The sequence below is a fragment of the Streptomonospora litoralis genome, from assembly GCF_004323735.1.
Taxonomy (GTDB): Bacteria; Actinomycetota; Actinomycetes; order Streptosporangiales; family Streptosporangiaceae; genus Streptomonospora; species Streptomonospora litoralis.
Genome location: NZ_CP036455.1, coordinates 4,450,776 through 4,477,201 on the forward strand (window position 1 = coordinate 4,450,776; position 26,426 = coordinate 4,477,201).

Genomic DNA, 26,426 nt, shown 5'->3' on the forward strand with positions numbered 1-26,426 from the left:
CGACACCGCCGAACTGTTCGCGCGCACGGCACACTGGCCACGACCGTACGGGACATCGCGCAGGAGGCCGCTATCCTTTCCGGGAGTCTTGACCTCCGCTTCCCCTGCAGTGAGCCCGTCTTCTGCTTCAAGGAGACCATCGACGTGCTGTTCGATCCCCTCGGCGCCCGGTGCGCCGCCCTGGTGACCCCGCGCCCCGCGCCGACCGTCGCGGGTGCCGCGTGAGCGCGCACTTCGGCGTCGTGGCGGCCGTACGCGAGCGGCTGCGTGAACTGGCCGACTCCGACAGCGCGGAACCCATGCGCGCCTACATGAAGTCGGACCTGCCCTTCCACGGAGTCCGCGCCGAAACGCGGCGGCGCGCCATGCGTGAGGTGTTCGCCGCCCATCCCATCGAGGACCGGACGACATGGGAGGACACGGTTCGGGCGCTCTGGGAGGTGGCCTCCCACCGCGAGGAGCGCTACGCCGCGGTCCAACTGACGGGCGACCGGCTGTACCGCCGGTTCCAGATGCCCGATTCGCTGGGGCTGTACGGCGACCTGGTATCGGCCGGGGCGTGGTGGGACTACGTCGACGAGATCGCAGCGCGCCGCGTCGGTCCGCTGCTGCTCGACTGGCGCGACTCGGTGCGGCCGGTGGTGCGGTCCTGGTCGACCTGCGGCGACATGTGGCTGCGGCGCACCGCGATCATCTGCCAGATCCACGCCAAGGAGCGCACCGACACCCGGCTGCTGGCCGAGGTGGTCCAGCCGAACCTCACGCACCCGGGCTTCTTCATCCGCAAGGCCGTCGGCTGGGCGCTGCGCAGCCATGCGGCCACCGACCCGGATTGGGTGCACGCCTTCGTCACCGAACACGAGGAGACGCTGGCTCCCCTGGCGCGGCGGGAGGCGCTCAAACACATCGGCCCGCCGCCGCAAACCGCCGGATCCGTTGCGCCGACGGACGCGGCGGCGGCCGGGGATGCCGACGGCTCGGTGAGCGGCGCGTCGGAGGGGGACTACGGCGCGGCGCCGCCCACGGCCACCCGACACCTGCGTCCCGGGCGCTGAGGAGGGGCGGGCGTCCGTCCGCGTTCGCGCCGGGTGATGCTCGTGGCGCAGGCGCGGACTCGTTCGCCGGTGAGAACCGCTCCCCAAGGCGCCGCCCGCCGGCGGCGGGGCGCGATCCACCGCCGGCAGGCGACACGTAGGGCGCCCGGTATGCGGTTCCGGCGACGCGAGGTGCGTCCGCCGACGGCTTTCACCGTGCCGGGCCTCACGCTGAACGTATTTGTAGAACCGGTTTCACTGCAATACCTCGAAGCGGACCGGTTTCAGGCATCTTTGCTGGGATACTGAGGGATATCCCCGCGACACCAGAACCTGCTCTAATTCGGTGCGCTTGCGAGGCCGGACCGACCGGCTGCCGGTACACGCGGCCGACCCGCACAAGAGCGGTACGCGCGGTCTCGGAGCACCTGGCAGGAGCATGCGCCAGGCGCCCGCCGGGTCAGGCGGTGCCGGTGCGGAACTGCACGGAAGCCCGCTCGGCCAGCAGCGGCCGGATGACGCCCAGCACCTCCTGGTGCTCCGGATGGTCGCGGTAGGCCGCGAAGGCGTCCTCGTCGGCGACGTCCGCGACGACCGCGAAGTCGAAGGTGTCGGCCCCGATCCCCAGATCGCGTCCGAACGAGTAGCCGTCGAGCTGCGGAATCACGCCGGGCAGCCGCGAGAGCTCCTCCTCGACGCGGGCTACCTGTTCGGAGGTGACGCCTTCGGACCAGCGGAACAATGCGATGTGCCTCAGTGCCATGGCAGGAAGCTACTAGACCACCGCCGCCCGACGGGGTCCGCCCCGGCGGCGCGGGCACGGGAAACGTCGGCCCCGAGACGACTCCGGCCCCAGGGGCGGGGGACAGCTCCTGGGGCCGGTCACAGGGGGATGCGAACCGCGGTCGCGCGGGCCGGACACCGTGCGGGGTTGTGACCGGTCCCACGCGGTGGGGCACCGCGTCGTGGGTCGACGGTAACCGCGATTCGATTACGCGCACGGACTGATCAGGTAACCGAAAGGTCTCGATTGCCGGTATACCGCGACTGACCTGCGGTGATCTACCTGCTGGGATAAACCAAACATAACGGCGTTAACCGGTCACATGTAGACACAGGCATCTCCAGCCCCACCGGCCCCAGGCGACTACGGAACAGACGGCGGACGCCGCTTTTCCATAAGACCACCCGCCACCCGGCCGACCAGAAGGCCGCACAGCCAACCCGAGCCGCACCCCCGCAAGACTCGCAACCGGGTAGGCCCGCCGTCCGCACCTGCCGGGCCGGACGGCGGACCTTTTTTCGGGCCTCTGTGTCAGCTCACGCGGACCGCCATCAGGTACGCGTCGTCGGAGTCGGCGTCGACGATGTCGGTGATTCGCCAGGTTTGGCCGCCGACGGTGAACGTGTCGCCGGTGCGGACGTCGATCATGCCCTCGTCGCGCCATTCTTCGGGTCCGCCGAGTTTGGCGGCCGGCGAGCCGTCCTCATCGAGCCAGAAGCGTCCGCCGCCGACCGGACCGCCTGGGAATCGGTCGTTTCGGCCGTAGGTGATTCTCTCTTCCGCGCCGATCTCGTGATCCACGTCCGACCGTCTCCCGTCATGCGAGATTTCCGGCTTAGCCTTTTCGGCTGTCGCCCTTTTCGGCTTTTGCCCATGCCGCGGGACGGGCGGCTCCCCGGAGGAATCCGCCCTTAGGTGTACCGAACCTTACTCCTCTTGCCGTGCAATTGCATGCAGGCTGGAAGACTCCGCGGAAGGCGTTCGAAGAGCGCATGACGGCGCCGGTGGGAGGTTGTCGACTTCCGGTGACGCGTATATCACTCCCCGAGGTCGACGACCGCGGCGACCGTGCCGCCGCCCGAAGGCCCCTGGTGAACCGCCGCCACCGAGACGAAGACCGCGGGGTCGCCCGTCACCGAGGCCGCGACGCCGCCGACGGTGGCCTTGATCTGGCGGTGCCAGTGCACGTCGGAGTCGTCCAGCATGATGTTGCGCCGCCCGCGCACGCGGCCCGAAGGGTCGGCTTCGCACTTGAGGAACACGTTGACCAGCCGGTCCCCCAGGTCGTCGGGGTGCGGGCGCTTCGGCAGGTCGAGCCCTGCCGAGCGGATGGCCGACCAGATGCCGTCGGCGTCCAGCGCGTCGGTCATGACGCCGTGGCCGATCCGGTACCGTCCGCCCACGCCGCGCGCGTTGCCGACCACGACGATCTGCGCCCGGTCCAGCTCCACGCCCGAGGAGCAGGAGGCGACCGACGAGTACAGCCCCAGATCGGAGTGGATCTGCTCGGCGGAGGGCTCCTCGATCTCGCCCAGCGCGGTGGCGATGCCCAGCGCGGTCGTGGAGTTGGAGATGTCCATCGACTTCAGCGTGTCCTCGGTGACCACGTCGTGGCCGCGCGACTTGGCGTCGTTGATGGTCTCCAGCACCAGCAGCGGCGTCTTCGTCTGCACGTAGTGCACGTCGGCCGGGTCGCTGATGCCCGCCTCGGCCATCGCCGCCCGCACGCCCGCGGCGACCTTGCGCACCATGGCCGGCCGCCCGATGTCCTCGGGCAGCAGCTCGTCGCTCATGGCGATGCCGACCGCCAGCCGCGGTTCGTCCGACGGCGCGTAGCGTCCTTCGGGCGCGCGGGCGAAGACGGTGGCGTGCGGGGAGATCACGCCGTCGGTGCCGCCCGACCACACCAGCGGGATCCGCTTCACGTCCTCCTCGCCGCGGGTCCCCTTCGCCACCAGCACCTCGCGGAACGCCCGGTCGGCCAAGATGCGGGTGTAGTCGTTGACTCCGCCGTTGCCCTCCGTCTTGCCGACCACGGCCAGCACGTCGTCGGCGCCGAGCACGCCGTCGTCGATGAGCCGGGCCAGCCCGGACGCGTCCGTGACGCTCTCGATCGCCACCTTGTGCACTTCGATGGGCGTGGGCATCTGCGCCACCTCTCCTTCTGGATTCGTTGTGAGCGACATCACGGCTCGACGACCGTACCCGCGCGACCGGCCGATCCGTCGGCGACACCATCGAGTCCGGTGATGGCGGCGCGCCGCCCGCCCGCCTCGACGAACCGCACCGCCGCCTCGACCTTGGGGCCCATGCTGCCCTCGGCGAAGTGCCCCGCGGTGAGGTGGCCGCGCAGCTCGGCGGCGCTGATCCGGCCGATGGGACGCGCCTCGCCGGTGCCGTAGCCCAGCACGGCGCCGGGCACGTCGGTGGCGATCACCAGGCGGTCGGCCTCCAGCGCGCACGCCAGCAGGGCGGCGGTGCGGTCCTTGTCCAGCACCGCCTGGACTCCGTGCAGCACGCCGTCGCCGCCGCGTGCGACCGGCACTCCTCCGCCTCCCGCGGCCACCGGCACGACTCCGGCCGCCAGCAGTGCCCGCACTGCCGGGGCGTCGAGGATCTCGCGCGGCTGGGGCGAGGGCACCACACGGCGCCATCCGCGCTCGCCGAAGTCGACCCAGTCCTGCCCGAGCGCCGCGAAACGTGCCGCCTCCTCTGCAGACACGTAGCGGCCGACGGGCTTGGCCGGACGCGCGAACGCGGGGTCGGCGGTGTCGACCAGGGTCCGGGTCACCACGGCGCCGACCGCGCGGGGGTGCCCGCGGCGGGCGAGCGCGGCCTCCAGCGCGTCGGCGATGGTGAATCCGATGGTGGCCTGGGTCTGGGCGCCGCACCAGTCGAGGGTGACGGGCGGCACCACATCGGCGGCGAGCTCGTTCTTCACCAGCAGATTGCCGACCTGGGGCCCGTTTCCGTGGGTGAGCACGACCTCGGTGCCGTCGGCGATCAGGTCGGCGACGTGCTCCATCGCCGCCGTCAGGGCGCTGCGCTGGTCGTCGGGGCGGGCGCTGCCGTCGGGGGCGGTCATCGCGTTGCCGCCCAGCGCGATCACTACACGGGGCGCACTCACCGGCGGTCGACCTCCGGGAAGGGCTCCCCGCCGGAAAGGGCGGAGTAGCCGGGGCCGCGGTCGAAGAAGGGGGCGTCGGCGGGCCGGGCGCGGCGCATGCGCTCCCGCAGGGCCTCGGTCTCGGGTGCGTCGGCGCTCGGCGCGTCGTCGGGGCCCTCCACCGCGACGCCGTAGTCCTCGCGGGCGGCGCGGCGGGACACCTTGCCGCAGCGGACGTCGGCCAGCACCGCGTCGACCTCGCGCTCCAGCGGGTCGCCCCAGCCGCCGCCTCCGGTGGTGCGGATGCGGATGACCTCGCCGGCGCGCACCGGCTCGGCCTCCACCAGTCCGGCGAGTTCGCGCTCGGCCGGGCCGCCGGGGTCGATGGTCACCTGGAAGGGCGCGCCGGCGCCGCCGCCCTTGACGCCCCAGCAGGCGAGGATGGAGCGGTCGGCGATGGACATGAAGGAGGCGTCGCGCAGCATCCGGATGTGCTTCTCGTAGCCCAGCCCGCCGCGGAACCGCCCGGCACCGCCGGAGTCCACGGCCAGGCCCAGCCGCTCGACGATGAAGGGGAAGCGCGACTCGGTGAACTCGGTGGGCAGGTTGCGGGAGTCGGGCACCACGTGGATGGTGTCCTCGCCGTCGGCGTAGTGCCGCCCTCCCGAGCCGCCGCCCAGCACCTCGCGCATCAGGTAGGGCTCGCCGTCGGCTCCGGTGCCGAAGACCCCGGTGTAGCGGATGGTCTCCTGGTCGGCCGGCATGTTGCCGTCGACCGCCTTCGCCAGCGTGCCCGCGAGCACGCCCAGCAGGCGCAGGATGACGAAGGTGCGGGCGTTGGTCGGCGCCGGGAAGACGGGGGTGAGCAGGGTGCCCTTCTCGGGGAAGCGCATCTCGATCAGCGGCACCACGCCCTCGTTGACGTCCAGCTCGGCCATCCGCTCGGGAGTGTCGGCGAGGTTGCGCAGGATGGGGGCCAGCCACTTCTTCAGGAAGTTGCCGTCGGCGTAGTCGGCGCAGTGGTTGATGGGCCCCCTGGCCTGGGGCGAGGTCCCGGCGAAGTCGATGATCAGCCGGTCGGGGACCTTGGTGAGGGTGATGCGCTGGCGGTGCAGCCGCGGCTCGTCGACGCCGTCGTGCTCGGCGTAGTCCTCCCAGACGTAGGTGCCGTCGGGGATCTTGGCGAGGATCTCGCGCCGGTAGGTCTCGGTGGTGGCCTCCAGCACGGCGTCGAAGCTGCGCTCGACGGCGGCGCGGCCGTAGCGGTCGAACAGGTCGCCGAGGCGGCGCGCACCCATCAGGCAGGCCGAGCACTCGGCGTCGAGGTCGGCGGCTAGTGAGGCGGGCATGCGGGAGTTGCGCACCATGATGCGCAGCGCGGCGCGGTTGGGCACGCCCTGGTCCCACAGCTTGATCGGCGGGACCATCAGACCCTCCTCGTAGACCGAGGTGGCCTTGGGCGGCATGGACCCGGGGCAGGCTCCGCCGATGTCGTCGTGGTGGCCGAACGCCTGCACGAACGCCACCACCTGCGCGCCGGAGCCGTCGTCGTGGAAGACGGGCACGGTGACGCACAGGTCCGGCAGGTGTCCGATGCCGCCTTCGGACTCGTAGACGTCGTTGTGGAAGAACACGTCGCCGGGGCGCATGGTCTCCAGCGGGAAGTCGCGCGCGACGGGGTGCACCAGGGCGGAGTAGGAGCGGCCGGTGAGCTTGCGCAGCCGCCGGTCGTGGATGCCGACCCGGAAGTCGTGGGCGTCGCGGATCATGGGCGAGCGGGAGGTCCGCGCGATCGCGGTCTCGACCTCCTTCTCCACCGAGGCCAGGGTGCCCTCCACGATCTCGACGAGCACGGGGTCGGCCGGCGGGCGCTCGACCGCGGCCGCAGAGGCGGGGTCGCCGGTCAACGCTGCACCTCCTCTGCTGCGGTTGCGGCTGCGGTGTGGACGAAGGCGCCGGGCGACGCCGCGGCCGCGTCGGCGGCGGCGCCGCGTGCGTTCGCGGCGTCGGAGGTGACGTGGAGCCCTCCGGAGGCGTCCACGCGGGCGGTGAAGCCGGGGTGCAGCGGCAGCGTCGCCCCGTACTCCTCGATCACGGCGGGCCCGTGCAGCCTCCGGCCCGGCGCGAGCGCGTCGCGCCGGTAGACGGGCGTGTCCGGGTGCACGTCGCCGTCGAAGCGGACGTCGCGCACGCCGGTGAGGGCGGCGTCCGCGCCGCTTTCGGCGGAGGCGGCGAGCGTGCGGGCCTCGGGGCGGCGGATGCGGCCGATGCCGGTCACCCGCAGGTTCACCCACTCCACCTGCTGGGCGGCGTCGTCGCGCAGGTCGTAGCCGTAGAGGTCGCGGTGGGCGTCGTGGAACGCCCGTGCCACCGCGTCGGCGGACGCCGCGTCGAGCGCTTCGGCGGGCACCGGCACCCGCACCTCGTAGGCCTGGCCGAAGTAACGCAGATCGGCGCTGCGCTCCAGGCGGATGCCGCCGATGCCCTCGGGCTCCTCCGCGCCGCCGAAGCCTTCGGCACGCAGCGCGGTCCGGGCCTCGGCGGCCAGTTCGGCGAAGACCGCCTCGGCGGCGGCCGCGTCGAGTTCGGCGTGGCGGGCAACGCGGGTGCGCACGTAGTCGTTGCGGACGTCCACACTGAGCAGGCCGAACGCCGAGACGTTGGCGGGGTCGGGCGGTACGAACGCGCCTGCGGGACCGAGGATGTCGATCAGCGGGCACAGCAGCAGCGCTCCGGATCCGCCGAACGCCACCAGGCGGAAGTCGCGCACGTCCAGCCCGCGCTGCACGGTGATCTGGCGCAGTGCGTTGGCCTGGTTCCACGCGGAGATCCGCAGGATGCCCTCGGCGGCCTGCGCGGAGTCCAGTCCCAGCCGCTCCCCCAGCGCCGCGAGGCCCGCCTCGGCGGCGGCCGTGTCGAGCGGCATCTCCCCGCCCAGCAGGTGCGGCGGGATGCGGCCGAGGGCGGCGTGGGCGTCGGTGACGGTGGGCTCGGTGCCGCCGTTGCCGTAGCAGACCGGGCCGGGGTCGGCGCCGGCCGATGCGGGGCCGACCTTGAGTGCGCCTTCGGGCGAGATGCGGGCGATGGAACCGCCGCCGGCGCCGACGGTGACGACGTCGATCATCGGGATTTTGGAGGGGTAGCGGCCGACGGAACCCTCGGTGGTCAGTCCGGGCTCGCCCCCGAGCACCACGGAGACGTCGGTGGAGGTGCCGCCGCCGTCCAGGGTGAGCACGCGGTCGTAGCCGGCGCGCCCGGCCAGCAGCGCCGCGCCCAGCGCTCCGGCGGCGGGCCCCGACATGACGGTGCTGATCGGCTGGTTCACGACCTCCTCGGCCGAGACCACGCCGCCGTTGGACTTCATCACCAGGAACGGGGGGCGCGCACCGCCGGGTCCGGCACCGGCCTCTTCCAGCCGTGCGGCGATACTGCCGATGTAGCGGGTGACGCCGGGTTTGACGGCGGCGTCGACGAGGGTCGTCATGGAGCGCTCGTACTCGCGGTACTCGCGCAGCACGTCGGAGCTGAGGGACACGGTCGCAGCGGGGTGCTCGGCGCGCAGGATCTCGCGCAGCCGCCGCTCGTGCGCGGGGTCGGCGTAGGCGTGCAGCAGGCAGACGCCGATGGTGTCGACGCCGCGGTCGCGGAACCAGCGGGCGGCCGCGGCGGCGCCCTCCTCCTCCAGGGGACGCAGTTCGGCGCCGGTGTGGTCGAGCCGGCCGCCGACGGTGCGCACCAGGTCGGCGGGAACGATCCGCTCGGGCTTGATCCAGAAGTAGGAGTTGCCGTAGCCGTCGGGCACGGCCTGGCGGGCGATCTCCAGGATGAACTCGTAGCCCTCGGTGGTGATGAACCCGAGCCGGCCGGTCTTGCCCTCCAGCAGCAGATTGGTGGCCACTGTGGTGCCGTGGGAGACGGCGCTGACCGCGGTGCCGCCACCGAGCAGGTCCAGCGCCTTGGCGACGCCGTCCATGAACCCGGCGGAGGGGTCGGCCGGGGTTGAGGGTGTCTTGGTGGCCAGCAGTTCACCGGTGTCTTCGTCGAGCGCGACGACGTCGGTGAACGTGCCTCCCGTGTCGATCCCGATGCGGACCCTGCGCTGCTCCGCCATTCACCCGCCCCTGCGTGTCGGCGACTCGCTTCGGCCGCCGCGCGGAGTCGCGGGGCCGCACTAGGGATTCAACTCGGCGGGAGGTGCTGGTTAATCGGCAAGATCTGCCAACAGATGCGCGGTTTCTTCGTCGACGGCGCCACACGGGCCACGTGGCGCGGCCACTCGGGCCGCTGCGGAGGGGCTCGACGGCCTCGCGAACACACCCGGAGGGGCGCGCACGCCCCTCCGGGATCGGCCGGGGGCGGTCAGACGAAGCAGTCCGGCAGCGGGTTGGTCTCGCTGGCGATGTCGGTGTCCTTCATCCAGCCGAGCTTGCCGTTGTCGGCGACCGTCATCTCCCAGCGGGTGGGGTGCGGTCCGCCGATGTAGGCTTGGCCGTCGATCTTGCACTCGAACCAGCTCGGGTTCGTGTTCATGTACCCGACGACGTTGCCGGGGTCCGGGTGGAAGGCGCCGCCCTGGCCGACCGAGCCGTCGACACCTGCGGCGGCCCGGCATGAAAGCGCCCCGGCCGGCGGAGGGCCGACCGGGGCGCGCGGATGCGAATCGCGGCCGGGCGTCAGGACGCGGACTCGTCGAGTCGGGTGAGCTTGCCCCGGAAGCGGCCGACCACGGTCTCCAGGGCCGAGGAGAACGGGTGGTCGTGCACCATGTACGTCCAGGTCATCGTGGGCCGCTTGACTCCGACGTCGGCTACGTCGATGGTGCCGTCCTCGTCCACCTCGGCCTCCGCGAAGGTCTCGGCGGCGCGGGCGCGGGCCTCGTCCAAGAAGCCCTTGAACGCGGGAACGGCGTCGCTGTTGAACTCGTCCAGCGGGTCGCGGCGGCCGAGGAAGCGCAGGTGGATGCCCTCGCGCAGCTCGGCCAGGTAGGCGTTGTGGTCGGTCCAGCCCCGGTCGAGGTGGTAGAGGGTGATCAGCCGCGCGGCCTTGGCGGTCTCCTCGGACCCGGCTGCCTCCACCAGATCGGCGTGGTGGGCCGGGCAGTCGACGCCGAGCTGGCGGTCGCCCAGGCCGTCGGCCAGCACCGCCTCGCGGTGCTCCAGCACGACGCTGCGCTGCACGTCGATCAGCTTGTTGTAGCGCCAGGTGTTGCGGTGCACCTCCAGCAGCTGGCCCTCGGAGACCCGCTGGGCGTGGTCGACCATGCGCAGCCAGCTCTCGTCGGTGATGGCGCCGTCGCCACCGGCCTCGTAACCGCGGGTCTCGGGCGCGTTGTTGGCCACCAGGTCGTCCTCGACGGAGACGAAGTAGACCGAGGCGCCGGGGTCGCCCTGACGGCCGGCGCGCCCGCGCAGCTGGTCGTCGAGGCGGCTGCTGGGGTAGCGGCCGTAGCCCATGACGTACAGGCCGCCCGTCTCGACCACGCGGTCGCGATCGGACATGTCGCTGCCGCCCAGCCGGATGTCGGTGCCGCGCCCGGCCATCTGGGTGGAGACCGTGATCGCGCCGTAGGTCCCGGCCTCGGCGATGATGGCGGCCTCGTCGGCGTCGTTCTTGGCGTTGAGGACGACGCAGTCCAGGCCGTCCTTGCCCAGCCGCTCGGCCAGCAGCTCGGACTCGGCGACGTCCTGGGTGCCGATGAGGATCGGCCGGCCGGTGGCGTGCACCTCGGCGATCTCGTCGACGAGGGCGTCCTCCTTCTCCTCGCGCGTAGCGTAGAGGCGGGTGCCCTCGTCCTCGCGGATGCACGGCTTGTTGGACGGGATGACCGCGACTTCGAGCTCGTAGAACTCCCGCAGCTGCTCGGCGACCGCCATGGCGGTGCCGGTCATGCCGCAGCGTGTGGGGTAGCGCAGCACGAGCGACTGCACCGTGATGGAGTCGAGGACCTCGCCGGTGTCGGAGACGTCGACCTTCTCCTTGGCCTCGACGGCGGCCTGCAGGCCGTCGGGCCAGCGCTGGAGCAGCGCGATGCGCCCGCGCGACTCGTTGATGATGCGCACCTCGCCGTCGCGGACCACGTAGTGCACGTCGCGCTGGAGCAGCGCGTGGGCGTGCAGCGCCAGGTTGACCCGCGGCAGCACGGAGGTGTCGTCCTCGTCGTAGAGGTCGACGCCGCCCAGCTCCTTCTCGACGTTGTCGATGCCGCTGTCGGTGAGCTGGACGTTGCGCCCCTCGGAGTCGATCTCGTAGTCGACGCCGGGGGTGAGGCGGCGCACGAGCTCGGCCATCTCCAGGTCGGCGTCGGTGCTCTCGGCCGCGCCCGCCAGCACCAGCGGCACGCGGGCCTCGTCGACCAGCACCGAGTCGGCCTCGTCGATCAGCGCGATCTTGGGCTCGGGCACCACGCGGTCGGCGATGTCGGTGACCATGCGGTCACGCAGCACGTCGAAGCCGAGCTCGCTCACCGACGCGTAGGTGACGTCGGCGGAGTATGCCGTGCGGCGCTCCTCGCGCGTGGACTCCTCGCCGATCCACGCCACCGCGACGCCCAGCATGTCGTAGAGGGGCGCCATCCACTCGGCGTCGCGCCGGGCGAGGTAGTCGTTGACGCTGAGCACGTGCACGCGCTGCCCGCGCATGGCGAACCCGGCCGCCGCGAGCGCACCGGAGAGGGTCTTGCCCTCGCCGGTGGCCATCTCGGCGATGTGGCCGTCCAGCAGCGCCATGACCCCGAGCAGCTGCACGTCATAGGGGCGCTCGTCGAGGGTGCGGCGCGCCGCCTCGCGGCCGACGGCGCACAGCTCGACGAGGTCGTGCCGCTCATAGGGCAGATCGGCGCCACCCAGCTCGGTCGCCTTGTCCGTCAGCTCGGCGTCGCTGAGTTCGCGCAGGTCGGGCTCGCGTGCCTCGATGGATTCCAGAAGCTTGGTATAGGGCCGCAAATCCGCCGCGCCGGGTTTGCCCAACAGCCGGCGGACGCTATCAGCCATTCGTCCGAACACCACGCAAGGGTAACGCCGCCGCGCCCCTGTGAGTTCCATCCCAGTGGCACCGATCGCATCGGTTCCGCTTCGCTGGGCGATCGCGGCCCTTGCGCCTGGGGCGGGGCGGGCAGGTCTCACCCGTCGCGGCCGCACGCGGGCGCCACCGCGGCGCTCAGCGCACGAGCTGGCCGCGCTGCCCCTCACGCTGGGCGGCTTCGACCGCCATGGCGTGGCGCACCAGCGCGGCCAGGACGTCGACCACCGAATGGCGCTCCCGGGCGTCGCAGCGCACGACGGGGACCTCGGGGCTGAGGTCGAGCGCGTCGCGCAACTCCGCCTCGGTGTAGCCGGGGTCGTCCTCGAAGGAGTTCAGCGCAACGAGGAAGGGCAGCCGGTACTGCTTCTCGAAGTAGTCCAGCGCCTGGAAGGAGTCCTCCAGACGTCTGGTGTCGGCCAGCACGATCGCTCCGAGCGCGCCGCGCACGAGGTCGTCCCACATGAACCAGAACCGCTGCTGGCCGGGCGTCCCGAACAGGTACAGGGTGAGGTCGGACTCCAGCGAGATGCGGCCGAAGTCCATGGCGACGGTCGTGCTGGTCTTGTCGGGGGTGTGGGACAGGTCGTCGATTCCGGCGCTGGCGGCGGTGACGGCGGCTTCGGTGCGGACCGGGGGGATCTCCGAAACCGCTCCGATGAAGGTCGTCTTACCCACGCCGAACCCGCCGGCGACGATGATCTTCGTTGAGAGTTTCGGTGCTTCGCTCACGTGGATCTCGGCTCCCTCACGACGCTGGGCCAAAGCAGGGCGTTTCCGGCTGACAGTGCCAGGCGATACGAAAACGCCTGCGGCAACGGAAGATGCGGGTCCTTGCGGTGGCTCTCGGACACCACGCAGTGAACCTAGCACCGCCCGGCGCCGTCCGGTGACCGGTCGACTACGACAAGCAGATCACGAGTGTGTGGCGGCGGGCCGCGGAACCGGGCGAAGCGGTGGCCCGCCGCCGCTCGGCCGCACCCGGCGCGCGGGGCCGCCCGCACAGCGGCCGGCCCGCACGCGCCCCGAGGGGTGCGCGTGCGGGCCGGCGCCGCGCGGGTGAGGCGCGCAGTACCCGCGGCACGCCCGGGGCCGCGGGGGCGCCTCAGCGCGCGCGGCGTCCCGCCCAGGCGCCCACGAGGACGCCCGCCAGCGTGGCGGCGGCGCCGAACACCGCGCCGCGCATGAAGGTACCGGAGTCTCCGCCGGGTGCGGCGGTGTTCGCGGGGCGGGTCGGAGCAGGCGCGGGGACGGCCGCAGCACCGGACTCGCCGGGGGCCGACACCGGGCCCGACTGTTCGGGGATGGCCTGGCTCAGCGTGCCGCGCCCGGTGACCTCGTCGTCCAGTCGGCTCAGGAACTCCCCGGCCATCTTGCGGGCGACGCCGGTGAGCATGCGCTGGCCCACCCCGCCGACCATGCCGCCCACGACGGCGTCGGCGTCGTAGGTCAGCTCGGTGGTGCCGTCGCCGAGGTCGGCCAGGCGCACCCCGATCTCGGCGGTGACCGTGCCCGGGGCGCCCGCGCCCTGGGCGTGCATCGTCAGCGACTCGGCGGGCTTGAGGTCGGCGAGGCGCACGTCGCCCTGGAAGGTGCCCTTGATCGAGCCGACGCCGGCGGTGACGGTGCCGCGGTACTCGTCGGGTCCGGTCTGCTCCAGCCGCTCGCAACCGGGGATCGCGCGGGCCAGCGCGTCGGGGTCGAGCATCCGGTCCCAGATCCGCTGGGCGGGTGCCTGCAGTGTGGCGCTGCCGGTGATCTTCAACGGGACTCCCTCGCTGACGGTACGGATGCATCGGACGGGTGCGCAGGCGACGACGGCGCGGCTTCCTCGCCCGGGCCGGGCTCGGCGGCCGGCCCGGAGGGGTCGAGGGCGGCGGGCGCAACCGGCGCGGGCCGCTCGGGCACGGAGGGCACTCCGCCCGCGGCGTGGCGGCGCCGCAGCTCGAACAGCTCCGAGGGCGAGATGGGCATGCGGTCGATGCGGAACCCTTCGGCGTCCTCCACGGCCGCCGCCAGGGCGGCGGAGGCGGGGATGACCCCGGCCTCTCCGGCGCCCTTCACTCCCAGCGGGTTGAGCGGGCTGGGCGTCTGCATGTGGGCGATCTCGACCGCGGGTATCTCGCTGGCGTAGGGCATCAGGAAGTCCATCAGCGAGGCGTTGAGCAGCTGGCCGTCGGAGTCGTAGGCCATGCGCTCGTACAGCGCGCCGGCCACGCCCTGGGCCACGCCGCCGTGCACCTGCCCTTCCACGATGCGCGGATTGATGAGGTTGCCGCAGTCGTGCACCACGCAGTAGCGCAGGATGCGGATCTCGGCGGTGTCCGGATCGGTCTCGACGACGGCGGCATGCGCGCCGTTGGCGAAGGTGCACCGCAGCGGCGAGTGGTAGTCCAGCCCCTCCAGACCGGGGGTCTCGCCCTCGGCCACCGGCGGCTTGTCGTGGTCGGCGGCGCCGCTGAACTGGGTGGCGGCGGCCGAGGCCGCGTCGAAGGCGTAGCGCAGCGGGTTGGACAGCACCGCGAGGGTGCCGAGTTCGACGCCGTGCACGGGGCTGCCCTTGACCTGGATGCGCCCCTGGGCGAACTCCAGGTCGCCGGCGTCGGCCTCCAGCGCGTCGGCGGCGATCCGCAGCGCCTTCTCCTTGAGCCGCCGGGTGGCCAGCGCGACGGCGCTGCCGCTGGTGACAGCGCCGCGGGAGGCGAAGGTGCCCACCGAGTAGCCCATGCGCCGGGTGTCGCCGGTGGTCACCTCCACGTCGGAGAGGGGGATATCCAGTTCGTCGGCGACGATCTGGGCGAGCACGGTGCCGTGCCCCTGGCCCTGGCTGGTGAGGCCGGTGGCCACGCGGACCTTGCCGCTGGTCTCGACCTGCACGTGCCCGCCCTCGTAGGGGCCGGGCCCGGTGCCCTCGACGTAGCAGGCCACGCCGATGCCCACCCGTCGTCCCTCGCGGCGGGCGCGCTCGCGGTACTCGGCGAAGCCCGGCCAGTCCACCAGCTCGCCGATCATCCGCAGCATCTTGGGGTAGTCGCCGGAGTCGTAGATCAGCGGTCGGCCGTCCTGGAACAGCAGTCCCTGGTCGTAGGGCATCTCGGCGGGCCGGATGACGTTGGCGGCGCGTACCTGGAGCCGGTCCAGGCCGAGGTGGTCGGCGATGGCGTCCATGGTGCGCTCCATGGCGAAGACCCCTTGGGGCCGGCCCGCGCCGCGGTAGGGCGTGACGATGGCGGTGGTGGTGTAGAGGCTGCGGAACTCCACCCGGTAGGCGCCGGGCTTGTAGGGGCCCAGCAGCTGGGTGGAGGTCACGATGGGCACGATGACGCCGTAGGGCAGGTAGGCCCCGTTGTCGTGCAGGATGTCCACGTCCAGGCCGAGGAGGCGGCCGTCGTCGTCGAAGCCGACCCGGACCCGCTGGTGCTGCGCGCGCTCGTGGGCGGCCGCGACGAAGTGCTCGCGGCGGTCCTCGACCCACTTGACCTCGCGGCCCAGCACGCGGGCGGCCCAGGGCACCATGACCTCTTCGGGCCAGGGGTGCACGATTTTCACGCCGAACCCGCCGCCGACGTCGGGCACCACCACCTCGACCTGGCCCAGCGCCAGTTCCATCTTGGCGGCGACGGCCGCGCGCACGCCCGTGGAGGTCTGGGTGGAGGTGTAGACGCGCAGGCGGCCGTCGTCACTGCCGGTGGAGCTGGAGGCGGGCTCCCAGCGCGCGTAGACGCCGCGGCCCTCCAGCGGGGTGGCCGCCGAGCGCTCGATATCCCAGTCGAGCTCAAGGGTGTTGGGTGCGGCGTCGACGGCGGCGCGGGCGTCACCCACCTCCTGGACGAGGTGGGCGGCGACGTTGTCGGCCATGCCCTCGTGCACGGTGCGGTCCGCCGCGACCGCGGCGTCGATGCCGACGACGGCCTCGCCCACCTCGTAGTCGACGCGGATGCGGGCGGCGGCGTCCTCGGCCGTGTAGCGGTCGGCGGCCACCACCATGGCCACCGGCTCGCCCACGTGGTGGACGTACTCGCGGGCCAGCGGGTAGGGCGTGCGCCCGTCGCGGATCGACGGGTGCGGGATCAGCAGGGGCAGCGGCTCGGCCATGGGGCCGGCCAGGTCCTCGTAGGTGTAGACGGCGATGATGCCCTCGACGTCGACGGCGTCCGCGGCGTCGATGTCGCGGATGCGGGCGCGGGCGTGCGGGCTGCGGACGAACGCTGCGGCGCACGCGCCGGCACCCAGGTCGTCCAGGAAGGCGCCGCGGCCGGCGACCAGGCGGGCGTCCTCGCTGCGCTGGACCGGGGCGCCGAACATGCGGGTGCTCACGGGCGGTCTCCTCGCGTCTGGGGTGCCTGCGGCCGGTGCGGTCCGCCCGCCTCGGCGGGGTCGGCGGGCGGCGCGGTCCCGCTCTTGGCGGCGGGGCCCTGCTCACGGGTGAGCTCCGCGGTGCGCTGCACGGCCGCGACGATGTTCTGGTATCCGGTGCAGCGGCACAGATTGCCGGCCACGGCCTCCCGGGCGTCCTCCTCGGCGGGGTCGGGGTTGTCGCGCACGTAGGCGGCGACGAGGGTGAGGAACCCCGGGGTGCAGAAGCCGCACTGCAGCGCGTGGCACTCGGAGAACGCCTGCTGAACGGGGTGCGGGGTGCCGTCGGCCGCGGCCAGCCCTTCGACGGTGGTGATGTCGTCGTGCTGGGCGGCGCTGACCGCCAGCATCAGGCAGGAGCGCATCGGCTGCCCGTCGACGAGCACGGTGCATGCGCCGCAGACCCCGTGCTCGCAGCCGACGTGGGTTCCGGTGAGCCCCAGGTCGTGGCGCAGGCAGTCCGACAGCAGGCGGCGGGCGGGCACCCGGGCGCTGTACTGGATGCCGTTGACGCGCAGCCGGACGTCGTGCAGTTGCTCGGTCATCGGCTCGCTCCGGTGTCGGCGGGGGTCGGTGCGGTGGCGGCAGCGGCGCGGGCTGCGGCCTGGGCCAGGGCCCGCTCGGTGAGCACCCGCGCGAGGTGGCGGCGGTAGTCGGCGCCGGCGTGGATGTCGTCCTCGGGCTCGGTCGTGTCGGCGGCCTCTGCGGCGGCCGCGGCCAGGTCCACAGCCTCGGCGGGGCGCCCGGCCAGGTGGGCGGTCAGGTCGACCACGAGGGGTACGGGCGCCACCGAGATGAGGCAGCAGCGGGCCGTCGTGATGCGCCCGGCGGCGTCGAGGGCGACCGCGGCCGCCACGCCGCACAGCGCGTAGTCGCCGTGGCGGCGGGCGGTCTCGACGAAGGCGGTCCCGGTGCCGGGGCCCGGACGCGGAAAGCGCGCCGCCACCGCGATCTCGCCGCCGGCCAGGGCGTTGTCCATCGGCCCGGTCACGAACTCCGCGGCGGGAACCGTGCGGCCGCCCGCGGGCCCCCGCACCTCGACCTCGCCCTCCAGCAGCGCCAGCACGGCGGGCATCTCGCCAGAGGGGTCCGCATGGGCGATACTGCCGACACTCGTGCCGCGGTTGCGGATCACCGGGTGGGCCACCAGCCGCAGCCCCTGGCGCAGCAGGGGCACTGCCTCGGCGGCGGCGGTGTGGGCCTCCAGCGCCGAATGCCGCACGAGCGCGCCGACGCGGACCCCGGCGCCGTCGACCTCGATGCCGCCGAGCCCGGCGACCCGGTTGATGTCGACCAGGACGCCGGGGGCGGCCAGCCGCATGTTCAGCAGCGGGATGAGGCTCTGCCCGCCGGCCAGGACCTTGCCCTCCTCGCCCGCCTCGGCCAGCAGTGTCACGGCCTCGTCGAGTTCGGTGGGCGCGTGGTAGGCGAACGGCGGTGGCTTCACGGTTCTCCTTTCGCATGCGGGCCCGCGAGGGGCCGGGGACGGAGGCTCCGCCGGCGCCGGGCCGGCGGAGTGCGCGCAGGTCAGGTGACCTGTCCTCCCCCTTCACGCCTTTCCTTCCCGGTTTCCGTGCCGACACCGCCGCTCGGCGCAGCGGTGTCGTCGCGGGTGTCGACACCGCTGCCCAGCACCACGCCGGCGCCGGAGTCGGAGGCGTCGTGCCCGTCCTCGATCCCGTCGGGCGCCGGCGCGGGCCGCATGCTCGCGGGCGCCAGGCGGTAGAGGACGTGGTAGCCGGCGAGGATGATGATGGTGCCCAGGGCGATGCCCTCCAGGGAGAAGCCCTCGGTGATATGCAGGCTGACCCCGCCGATGCCGGCGATCAGCCCCGCCGCGAGCGGGACCAGCACGATCGGGTTGCCGAAGTCGACGCGGTTCTCCACCCAGATCTTTGCCCCGAGCAGGCCGATCATGCCGTAGAGCACCACGGTGATGCCGCCGAGGACGCCGGCGGGTGTGGCCGCGACCAGTTCGCCGAACTTGGGGCAGAGGCCGAACAGGATCGCCACCAGCGCGGCGACGTAGTAGGCGGCCGTGGAGTACACGCGGGTGGCGGCCATGACGCCGATGTTCTCGGCGTAGGTCGTGGTGGGCGAGCCGCCGACCGAGCTGGCGAGGGAGGTGGCCAGGCCGTCGGCGAAGATGGCGCGGCCCATGTAGGGGTTCAGGTCGTCGCCTGTCATCTCCTGGACGGCCTTGACGTGTCCGGCGTTCTCGGCGATCAGCGCGATCACGGCGGGCAAGGCGACCAGGATCGCCGAGGTCTCGAAAACGGGGGCGTGGAAGTCGGGCAGGCCGATCCACGCGGCGTCGCCCACGGCGCCGAGGTCGACCCGGGGCGCGGCGCCGCCGCCCTGGCCCTCGGGCAGCGGTGCCGCGCCGAAGGCCTGGTCGAAGACCCAGGACAGCACGAATCCGAAGACCAGGCCGAGCAGGATGGTGATGCGGCCCAGGAAGCCGCGCAGCAGGACCGTGGCCAGGATGACGAAGGCCATGGTGAGCAGGCCGACCCACTGGTCGAAGGGCCAGTAGTTCTCCGCGACGACCGGGGCGAGGTTGAACCCGATCAGCATGACGACCGCACCGGTGACCGCGGGCGGGAAGGCCGCGAGGACGGCGCGGGGGCCGAGCAGGTGGATGGCGACCCCGGATAGCGCCAACACGACGCCTGCGACCAGGATCGCGCCGGTGAGCACCGCCGGGTTCGCCCCCTCCGGGGAGATCACCGCGGCCGCGGCGACGAAGGAGGCGCTGGTGCCGAGGTAGCTGGGTACCCGGCCCTGCACGATCAGCAGGAACAGGATTGTGGCCACGCCCGACATCATGATCGCCAGGTTGGGATCCAGGCCCATGATGACGGGGAAGACGAACGTGGCGCCGAACATGGCGATGACGTGCTGGGCGCCCAAGCCCGCCGTCCGCCCCCAGGAGAGGCGCTCTTGGGGGCGGACGACTTCACCGGGGGGAGGGGCGCTGCCGTCGCCGTAGAGTTTCCACCGCAAGCCGAGGTTCACTGGGGCCTCCACCGTGACGTGTCCGTAGCGACCGGGGGCTCGGGCGCGCACCCGCCGGGCACGCGCCCGGGTCGGCGGGTCACCGTAAACGTGATCCAATTCACTTCCGGGCAACCTTAGAAGGCGGGCACGGGCTCGGCACGGGCGATATCTGCCAAAGGAGCGCCGATTCGTTGGCGATCTCCGACCCCGGCCGCATGTGCCCCATCAGTTCGGCACAACCATGTGACGCCTCCGTCGCCGAGCGGTTGCGCAGCGGTAACCGATCCCCCGCCCCTGCCTGCCCCGACCGCCCAGAGGGCGCCCGCCCGAGCACTGCCGATCCCCGCAGCACTTTACGCACCCTGTTGATCGCACACAGTGGGCACTCTAGAATTCGGTTCCAGTGTGATGTGGGAAGAGGCCATCCCCTATAGCTCCGATCGAGGTGCCATGCCTTTCTTGCCCCACACCCCCGCCACTACGTCTTCCGCCGCCCGCGCCACGGGGCGCCGACTCCTCGTCGTGGGGGCCGCGGTACCGCTCATGCTCTCCACCGTGTTCGCCGGCAGCGCCTTCGCCCACGGATCCACGATCGACCCGGCCAGCCGCAACTACGGCTGCTGGGAGCGCTGGGGCGACGACTTCCAGAATCCCGACATGGCCACCGAGGACCCCATGTGCTGGCAGGCCTGGCAGGCCGACTCCACAGCCATGTGGAACTGGAACGGCCTCTACCGCGAGAACGTCGGCGGCGACCACCAGGCCGCCATCCCCGACGGCCAACTGTGCAGCGCGGGCAACACCGCCGGCGGACGCTACGCGGCGCTGAACACCCCCGGCGAGTGGAAGACGACAGCGGTCGACAACGACTTCACCGTCACCGTGCACGACCAGGCCCTCCACGGGGCGGACTACTTCCGCGTCTACGTCACCGAGCAGGGCTTCGACCCCGTCACCGAGGAACTGGGCTGGGGCGACCTGGAATTGCTCGCCGACACCGGGGTGGTCGAGCCCGGCGAGGGCAGGCCCTCGGACGGGGAGGCCCTCAACGGCGTCTCCATCGACATCGACGTCAGCGCCCCCGGACGCAGCGGCCACCACATCGTCTACATGATCTGGCAGGCCAGCCACTACGACCAGGTGTTCTACGCCTGCAGCGACGTCTCCTTCCCCGGCAACTGAGGCCGAGTACCGCACCCGCCGGCGGTCGGCGCGCGCTCCCCGGGCGCACCGTCGGCCGTCGGTCCCCGGGGCCGGACGGGCAGCTCAGCCGCGCAGGTCGCGCATGCGGACCACGCGCAGCGCCACCATCAGGTTGAGCCGCAGGTGCGGGTCGGTGCTGAAGGGGCCCAGCATGCGCTCCAGCTTGCCGATGCGGTAGCGCAGGGTGTTGTAGTGGAAGTGCAGCAGGCGCGCGGTCTCGGCGACGTTGAGGTTGTTGTCGAGCAGCGTCTCCAGCGTGGCACGCAGGTCGTCGTGCTCCGGCGAACCGGTCCGCGCGAGCTCGCCGAGGGTCTCCTCGGTGAAGGACCGCAGCTCCGCGGTGTCGGGGATCTGGCTGAGCAGCCGGTAGACGCCCAGTTCGTCGAACTCGGCCACCGAACCCGGCCCGTTCATACGCCGGCCCACGCGGGCGGCCTGGCGTGCCTGCTCGTAGGCGCGCGGCAGCTCGGCGGGACCGGCGGCCACCCGGCTGATACCCGTGGCGAAGGACCGTCGGCCACCGCCCCCGTCGCCGGCCACCTGGGCGATGACCGAACGCACCAGCCGTCCCGGCCCGGCCTCGCCTTCGCCGCCGGCGCCCATCAGCACGACCACCTCCTGGCTGTAGCCGACGACCGCCGCGCCGGGGTCGCGGTCGCGCACCACCATGCTCCAGGCGCCGGCGAACCGCTCGTGGGCGGGGCGCAGGTCGCCGGCGGTCGGCACCTGCGTCGCGGCCTCGCCGTCGAGTTCGGCCACCGCCACGACCAGGGGCCGGTCGATGTCCCAGCCCAGGCTCGCGCAGTGGCGGATCGCGTGCCCGGGCTCGCCGGCGCGCCCCGCCAGCAGGTCGCGCAGGAAGTCGCCCTGGTACTTGCCCTCGACCGCGGCCACCGCCAGGTCGCGTGTGATGACCAGCGCCGCGGTGGCCGCGGCGCGCTCCAGCAGGTGCACGTCGGCCGGCTCGGCGCTGCGCCCGCGGGTGATGAGCACGACGCGGCCGTGGTCGAGGCTGCCGGCCAGGACGGGCACCTGCACGACCCGCGGGTCCGCGTCGTCCAGCGCGCGCACGCCATGCTTGAAGTTCTCCACCTGGAAGCGGCCGCCGGCCGGGTCGAAGCACCGCGCATCGGCCAGCACGTCGGCGTCCATGCCGGAGCGGGCCAGCACGCGGCCGTCGGGGGTGGTGACCATGACGCTGCCGTCGAGCAACTCGGGCAGTTTCCCGGTGATGGCGGCCAGGCCGCCTCCGGCCAGGATCACGTCGACCAGCACCCGGTGCACCTCCTCGGCGCGGGCGAGAATGGCCGCCTGCCGGTCGACGATGTCGGTGAGCAGCTGATTGAGGACGTCGTCGAAGGCCACCTCCTCGTCCAGCCGCAGCAGCGGAAGCCCGAGGGAGTCGGCGGTGCGCAGCACCTCGTCGGGCAGGGTGTCGACGTAGCGGCCCAGTTTGATGGCCACCGCCGCCAGGCCCCGGGCGTCGAGCTCGCGTACCAGGCCGGCCAGGTCCCCGGCGCTGCGCAGCGGGTAACCCGTGGTCAGCAGCATCTCGTCGGGTTTGACCCAGGGCAGGATGTCGGGGACCTCCATGACGTTGAGTCGGCGGATGACGCGGCCCAGGCCGCTCGCGCCGGCCAGCACCTCGGTTCCGGACAGGCTCGACAGGCTCAGGGCGTCGGCCACGGAGAGCCCGCGCGCCAACGTGCTCGCCGAATGCACCGGATCGGCGCTCGGCAGATCCTGTCCAGAGCCGGCCCCATCGTTGGCAATGTTTTCCATGGGTCGACGATAGCCGTCGGCATAGCGTCAGCTTGCGGGGCCACCCGCTCTGCCGCCGGCGCGAAGGGAGGAGGGGCCATGGCAGCTCGGCCGCCGTCCGCCGCCGCACACGGCCGCGACGCGCCCGCGCATTCCGGCGCGCGAGACGACAGCTGGCCCGCTGCGGCCTCATCCGCGCTTTATGACATTGTGAGCGGCCCATTTCGGCCGTCGCGAATGCTGGGCGTGTCACGTCTGGCGGTCTACCTTGAAGTCGAGGGCCCGCACGAGGCGACGGTGATCGCTCTCCTGGCACGAGACGCCGTCCGGTTGCCCAACGGGCTGGTCCTCGTCGGCACGCAGAGCGTGGGGCCGTTCGCCGACGTCGCGGCCGCGACGTCGGTCCGCATCGGTCGATGCTCCGCGGTGTTCGACGGCCCCACCGGCCCGTGTACCGTCCGCGCGGGCCGGTGGTGGCGGCCGCCCGCGCCGCGCTCCCCCCTGACCCTGCGCGACACCGCCCGCGCCACCGCCGAACTCAGCCGCGCCCTCGGCGCAGCCGCCGGCGGCCTGCCCTCGTACGCCGCCGCCGCGCCGGAAGGCGACCTGGCCACCCCCTCCCGCGCCGACGACGCCTGCGCCCGGCTCATCGGCCGCGGCCCCGGCCTCACCCCCAGCGGCGACGACCTGGTCTGCGGTTACCTGCTCGCCGCCCGCCACCTCGGCGGCCCGCAGGCCGCAGCACCCCTGGCCGCCGCCGCCCAGCGGGCCGGGTCGGCCACCACGGCCCTGTCGGCGGCGCTGATCGGCCACGCCGCAGCGGGGCGGGCCTGCCCGGAGGCCGTCGCCCTGCTCGACGCCCTCTCGGGCCACGCCCCGGTCGCCCCCGCCCTGGCGACGCTGCGGGGCATCGGCCACACCTCCGGTACCGACCTGGCGCTGGGCCTGCTCGCGGGAGCCCGCGCGGCCCTGCGCCACCGCGGCGACCGACGCCCACGCACGCAACGTCCACGTACAGGGAGTGCCCCATGACCACGGAACCGGTGACCGCGACGCGTGTGGAAGTGCGCAAGGGCGCATACCGCGACTCGGTGGCCCTGATGCGGGTGACCCGCGAGGTCGCCGCCGTCGAGGGGGTCGAGGCGGCTTTGGTGGCCATGGCCACCGAGCTGAACCTGGGCATCCTCGCCGACATGGGCGGTACCGCTCCGGACGGCACCGGTCCCGACGACCTGGTGATCGCGGTGCGTGCGCCCGAGGAGGCGGCCGCTTCGGCGGCGCTCGCCACCGCCGAGGCGGAACTGGCGGCGATGTCGGCGGGCGGTCACGGGGCCGCGCCCGCCGACGCGCCGCCGCGGACCCTGCGCACTGCCGCGCGCAGCGCCGAAGCCGAGGGCCGCCCGGCCACCCTGGCGCTGGTGTCGGTGCCGGGCCGCTACGCGGCCGCCGAAGCCTTCGATGCGCTGGAGGCCGGGCTGGACGTGCTCGTCTTCAGCGACAACGTGCCCGTCGAGCACGAGGTGGCACTGAAGCGCAGGGCAGAGGAGCTGGACCGACTCGTCATGGGCCCCGACTGCGGCACCGCGATGGTGGGCGGAGCCGGGTTCGGTTTCGCCAACGCCGTGCGCCCCGGACCGGTGGGCGTCGTCGCGGCCTCGGGCACCGGCGCGCAGCAGGTGATGTGCCTGCTGGACGCCGCAGGGGCGGGCGTCAGCCACTGCCTGGGCGTCGGCGGGCGCGACCTGTCGGAGGCCGTCGGAGGCGTCTCGACCCGCAGAGCGCTGCGGATGCTCGACGAGGACCCCGCTACCGAGCGAATCGTGCTGGTCTCCAAGCCGCCCGCGCCGCGGGTCGCCGAGGAGGTCCGGCGCGAGGCCGAGCGGCTTTCCACGCCCGTGCACACCGTTCTCGTGGGCACCGGAGACTCCGACATCGCCGCGGCGGTCGCCGAGGTCGCCTCGGCCCTGGGCCGCGACGAGCCGCAGTGGCCGCGCTGGCTGCCGAAGAGCCCCTCTCCGCGGCGCACCGGGGCACTGCGCGGCCTGTTCTGCGGCGGCACGCTCGCCGGCGAGGCCGCCGCCGTGGCGACGCGCACACTGGGCCCGGTCGCCTCCAACACCGGCGCCGATCCCGTCGTAGCGGACACTCCCGGCCACCTGGTGATCGACTTCGGCGACGACGCGTTCACCCTGGACCGGCCCCATCCCATGATCGACCCGGCCGCGCGCGCCGACCGCTTCGCCGCCGAGCTCGCCGACCCCGCCACCGGCGCGGTCCTCGCCGATGTCGTCCTCGGCCACGGCGCCCACCCCGACCCGGCCGCCGGCCTGGCCGAGGCGCTGGAGGCCGCCGAAGCGGATCGGCCGCACGTCGTGATTTCGCTGTGCGGTGCCCTCGGCGACGCCCAGGGACTCGCCGATCAGGCCGAGCGGCTGCGCCGGGCCGGCGCCGAGGTCTACGCGGCCAACTCCGCCGCCGCCCGCCGCGCCGCGGATCTGGCCGCAGGCGGGGATCCGGCCTGATGGCGCCGGCTCCGGCGCCGCCCGCCCGCGAAGCTTCCCGACCCCGCTGCCGACCGTCCCGCCCCCGGGGCGGACGTCTCGTGAAAGGTGACCGATGAGCCCGTCCGGACTCCTCACCGAGGACCCCGTCGTCGTGGCCGCGGGCGCGCGGCTGCTCTCCGACGCACTGGCCGACCAGGCCGTGCCCGTCACCGACACCGACTTCCACCCGCCCCTTTCCGGCGCCGACGGCTCCGACAGCGCCGGCCGCCTGGTGCGGGTGCTGGCCGACCCGCGCCGCGCCGCAGCCAACGCCGAGGCGACCCGGCGGGTGCTGGCCGTGCGCCCCCGACTGGTGGACGTACGCCCGGCCGGTGAGGCGCTGGGACTGGAGCCCGGCTCCTTCCTGCACGCCGGCCCGCCGGTCGACTGGGACGGCGCCTCGGGCCCGCTGCGCGGAGCGCTGATGGGGGCCATGGTCTTCGAGGGCCTCGCCGATACCCCCGAGGACGCCGAGGAGCGGCTGCGCCGCGGCGCGGCCGACCTGGAGCCGTGCCACCACCGCGGAGCCGTCGGCCCCATGGCCGGAGTCGTCAGCCCCTCGATGTGGGTCTTCGAGCTGGCCGACCCCGATACCGGCCGCCGGTCCTGGTGCTCGCTGAACGAGGGCTTGGGCGCGGTGCTGCGCTACGGCGCCTACGGCCCCGACGTCATGGACCGCCTGCGCTGGATGACGCGGGTGCTGGGCCCGCTGCTGCGCGGCGCGGTACGCGCCCACGGCCCCATCGACATCGGCGCCATCCTCGCCCAGATGCTGCAGATGGGCGACGAAGGGCACAACCGAAACCGCTCCGGAACGCTGATGCTGCTCCGCGCCCTGCTGCCCGACCTGCTCTCCGGCGGAGCACCGAGCAGCGACATCGCCGACGTCGCCGACTTCATCGGCGGCAACGACCACTTCTTCCTGAACCTGGCCATGCCCGCCGGCAAGCTGATGATGGACGCGGCCCGCGGCATCCCCGGTTCCACCGCGGTCGTTGCGATGGCACGCAACGGCACCGAGTTCGGCATCCAGGTGTCGGGATGCGGCGACCGGTGGTTCACCGCGCCCGCGCTCACGCCCGAGGGGCTGTTCCTGGGCTCGTTCGGCCCCGACGACGCCAACCCCGACATCGGCGACTCCACCATCACCGAGACCTGCGGTATCGGCGGGTTCGCGATGGCCGCGGCTCCCGCGATCGTCCGCTTCGTCGGCGGCGACGCGTCGTTCGCGCTGCGCACGTCACGCAGCATGTACGAGATCACGCTCACCGAGAACCCCGCCTTCCAGCTGCCGATCCTGGACTTCCGGGGCGCGCCCACCGGCATCGACGTGACACGGGTGGTGCGGACCGGGATCCTGCCGCAGATCAACACCGGCATGGCCGGACGCCTCCCGGGAACCGGGCAGGTCGGCGCGGGCCTGGTCAATCCGCCCGCCGAATGCTTCACCGCGGCGCTGAGCGCCCTGGCAGAGGAGGCGCCTCCGCTGCCGCAGTCCGTGTAGCGCCGCCTGGGCACTGCGCCGCAGCGGAGGGCGGCGGCGCCGCTTCCTCGCGATTCCGAGCGGCGGGCGGGAAGGGCCTACCATTGAGCTGATCCACTACCGCCCGCAAGGAGCCTGC

Annotated in this window: 20 protein-coding genes; 5 read left to right on the forward strand and 15 right to left on the reverse strand. The window is 73.2% G+C overall.

Features of this window, described 5'->3' with window-relative positions:
* Positions 1-221: 221 nt before the first annotated feature.
* Positions 222-1,055 carry a DNA alkylation repair protein gene (locus tag EKD16_RS18715; protein ID WP_131099622.1) on the forward strand — a complete coding sequence of 278 codons (834 nt, stop codon included), beginning with the start codon at positions 222-224 and terminating at the stop codon, positions 1,053-1,055.
* Positions 1,056-1,494: 439 nt separating this feature from the next.
* On the opposite strand, the gene EKD16_RS18720 is transcribed toward EKD16_RS18715, so the two are convergent.
* The 14 genes from EKD16_RS18720 to EKD16_RS18785 all read right to left on the reverse strand — a co-directional run bounded on the left by EKD16_RS18720 (position 1,495) and on the right by EKD16_RS18785 (position 19,315).
* Positions 1,495-1,797: a Dabb family protein gene (locus tag EKD16_RS18720; RefSeq protein WP_131099624.1), complete on the reverse strand. Its 303-nt coding sequence runs from the start codon at positions 1,795-1,797 to the stop codon at positions 1,495-1,497.
* Positions 1,798-2,349: 552 nt separating this feature from the next.
* On the reverse strand, positions 2,350-2,619 hold the full coding sequence (locus EKD16_RS18725; RefSeq protein ID WP_131099626.1) for a DUF6406 domain-containing protein: 270 nt from the start codon (positions 2,617-2,619) through the stop codon (positions 2,350-2,352).
* Between the two features lie 236 nt (positions 2,620-2,855).
* Positions 2,856-3,965, reverse strand: coding sequence for a barbiturase (locus tag EKD16_RS18730; RefSeq protein WP_131099628.1), 1,110 nt, complete (start codon positions 3,963-3,965; stop codon positions 2,856-2,858).
* Positions 3,966-4,003: 38 nt separating this feature from the next.
* Positions 4,004-4,945, reverse strand: a complete 942-nt coding sequence (locus EKD16_RS18735; protein ID WP_131099630.1) for a carbamate kinase — start codon at positions 4,943-4,945, stop codon at positions 4,004-4,006.
* The gene (locus tag EKD16_RS18740) at positions 4,942-6,831 is read right to left on the reverse strand and encodes a hydantoinase B/oxoprolinase family protein (RefSeq protein WP_131099632.1); all 1,890 of its coding nucleotides are present in this window, start codon (positions 6,829-6,831) and stop codon (positions 4,942-4,944) included. Before EKD16_RS18740 ends, EKD16_RS18735 begins: the two co-directional genes overlap by 4 nt.
* Positions 6,828-9,035 carry a hydantoinase/oxoprolinase family protein gene (locus EKD16_RS18745; protein ID WP_131099633.1) on the reverse strand — a complete coding sequence of 736 codons (2,208 nt, stop codon included), beginning with the start codon at positions 9,033-9,035 and terminating at the stop codon, positions 6,828-6,830. Before EKD16_RS18745 ends, EKD16_RS18740 begins: the two co-directional genes overlap by 4 nt.
* Before the next feature lie 248 nt (positions 9,036-9,283).
* Positions 9,284-9,454, reverse strand: coding sequence for a hypothetical protein (locus tag EKD16_RS18750; RefSeq protein ID WP_207391349.1), 171 nt, complete (start codon positions 9,452-9,454; stop codon positions 9,284-9,286).
* 143 nt (positions 9,455-9,597) lie between these two features.
* Complete coding sequence (gene secA2 / locus EKD16_RS18755; RefSeq protein WP_131099634.1) at positions 9,598-11,913, reverse strand: accessory Sec system translocase SecA2; 2,316 nt, start codon at positions 11,911-11,913, stop codon at positions 9,598-9,600.
* A 166-nt stretch (positions 11,914-12,079) separates the two neighbouring features.
* Positions 12,080-12,673, reverse strand: a complete 594-nt coding sequence (locus tag EKD16_RS18760) for a GTP-binding protein (RefSeq protein WP_131099635.1) — start codon at positions 12,671-12,673, stop codon at positions 12,080-12,082.
* 373 nt (positions 12,674-13,046) lie between these two features.
* Positions 13,047-13,706, reverse strand: a complete 660-nt coding sequence (locus EKD16_RS18765) for an SRPBCC family protein (protein ID WP_131099636.1) — start codon at positions 13,704-13,706, stop codon at positions 13,047-13,049.
* On the reverse strand, positions 13,703-16,258 hold the full coding sequence (gene cutA, locus EKD16_RS18770; RefSeq protein WP_207391350.1) for an aerobic carbon-monoxide dehydrogenase large subunit: 2,556 nt from the start codon (positions 16,256-16,258) through the stop codon (positions 13,703-13,705). Before cutA ends, EKD16_RS18765 begins: the two co-directional genes overlap by 4 nt.
* Entirely contained in the window at positions 16,255-16,842 is a 588-nt protein-coding gene (locus tag EKD16_RS18775) for a (2Fe-2S)-binding protein (protein WP_131099637.1), read from the reverse strand. Before EKD16_RS18775 ends, cutA begins: the two co-directional genes overlap by 4 nt.
* The gene (locus EKD16_RS18780) at positions 16,839-17,744 is read right to left on the reverse strand and encodes an FAD binding domain-containing protein (RefSeq protein ID WP_131099638.1); all 906 of its coding nucleotides are present in this window, start codon (positions 17,742-17,744) and stop codon (positions 16,839-16,841) included. Before EKD16_RS18780 ends, EKD16_RS18775 begins: the two co-directional genes overlap by 4 nt.
* Before the next feature lie 80 nt (positions 17,745-17,824).
* Complete coding sequence (locus EKD16_RS18785; protein WP_131099639.1) at positions 17,825-19,315, reverse strand: uracil-xanthine permease family protein; 1,491 nt, start codon at positions 19,313-19,315, stop codon at positions 17,825-17,827.
* A 432-nt stretch (positions 19,316-19,747) separates the two neighbouring features.
* Here EKD16_RS18785 and EKD16_RS18790 point away from each other — a divergent pair, with 432 nt between their 5' ends.
* Entirely contained in the window at positions 19,748-20,479 is a 732-nt protein-coding gene (locus EKD16_RS18790) for a lytic polysaccharide monooxygenase auxiliary activity family 9 protein (RefSeq protein ID WP_207391351.1), read from the forward strand.
* Between the two features lie 84 nt (positions 20,480-20,563).
* On the opposite strand, the gene EKD16_RS18795 is transcribed toward EKD16_RS18790, so the two are convergent.
* Positions 20,564-22,282, reverse strand: coding sequence for a PucR family transcriptional regulator (locus EKD16_RS18795; RefSeq protein WP_165498609.1), 1,719 nt, complete (start codon positions 22,280-22,282; stop codon positions 20,564-20,566).
* A gap of 225 nt (positions 22,283-22,507) precedes the next feature.
* Here EKD16_RS18795 and EKD16_RS18800 point away from each other — a divergent pair, with 225 nt between their 5' ends.
* The 3 genes from EKD16_RS18800 to EKD16_RS18810 all read left to right on the forward strand — a co-directional run bounded on the left by EKD16_RS18800 (position 22,508) and on the right by EKD16_RS18810 (position 26,308).
* Positions 22,508-23,293 (forward strand): DUF2877 domain-containing protein, encoded by a 786-nt coding sequence (locus EKD16_RS18800; protein ID WP_165498610.1) that lies wholly within the window; start codon positions 22,508-22,510, stop codon positions 23,291-23,293.
* Entirely contained in the window at positions 23,290-24,783 is a 1,494-nt protein-coding gene (locus EKD16_RS18805; RefSeq protein ID WP_131099642.1) for an FdrA family protein, read from the forward strand. Before EKD16_RS18800 ends, EKD16_RS18805 begins: the two co-directional genes overlap by 4 nt.
* Positions 24,784-24,877: 94 nt before the next feature.
* On the forward strand, positions 24,878-26,308 hold the full coding sequence (locus tag EKD16_RS18810; RefSeq protein ID WP_131099644.1) for a YlbE family protein: 1,431 nt from the start codon (positions 24,878-24,880) through the stop codon (positions 26,306-26,308).
* Positions 26,309-26,426: the final 118 nt, after the last annotated feature.

Bases quoted from the DNA above. Each gene is read 5' to 3' on its own strand.
- EKD16_RS18805 (WP_131099642.1), top strand. From the start codon at position 23,290: ATGACCACGGAACCGGTGACCGCGACGCGTGTGGAAGTGCGCAAGGGC.
- EKD16_RS18750 (WP_207391349.1), bottom strand. From the start codon at position 9,454: ATGAACACGAACCCGAGCTGGTTCGAGTGCAAGATCGACGGCCAAGCC.
- EKD16_RS18730 (WP_131099628.1), bottom strand. From the start codon at position 3,965: ATGCCCACGCCCATCGAAGTGCACAAGGTGGCGATCGAGAGCGTCACG.
- secA2 (WP_131099634.1), bottom strand. From the start codon at position 11,913: ATGGCTGATAGCGTCCGCCGGCTGTTGGGCAAACCCGGCGCGGCGGAT.
- EKD16_RS18745 (WP_131099633.1), bottom strand. From the start codon at position 9,035: ATGGCGGAGCAGCGCAGGGTCCGCATCGGGATCGACACGGGAGGCACG.
- EKD16_RS18810 (WP_131099644.1), top strand. From the start codon at position 24,878: ATGAGCCCGTCCGGACTCCTCACCGAGGACCCCGTCGTCGTGGCCGCG.
- EKD16_RS18720 (WP_131099624.1), bottom strand. From the start codon at position 1,797: ATGGCACTGAGGCACATCGCATTGTTCCGCTGGTCCGAAGGCGTCACC.
- EKD16_RS18775 (WP_131099637.1), bottom strand. From the start codon at position 16,842: ATGACCGAGCAACTGCACGACGTCCGGCTGCGCGTCAACGGCATCCAG.
- EKD16_RS18795 (WP_165498609.1), bottom strand. From the start codon at position 22,282: ATGGAAAACATTGCCAACGATGGGGCCGGCTCTGGACAGGATCTGCCG.
- EKD16_RS18790 (WP_207391351.1), top strand. From the start codon at position 19,748: ATGCCTTTCTTGCCCCACACCCCCGCCACTACGTCTTCCGCCGCCCGC.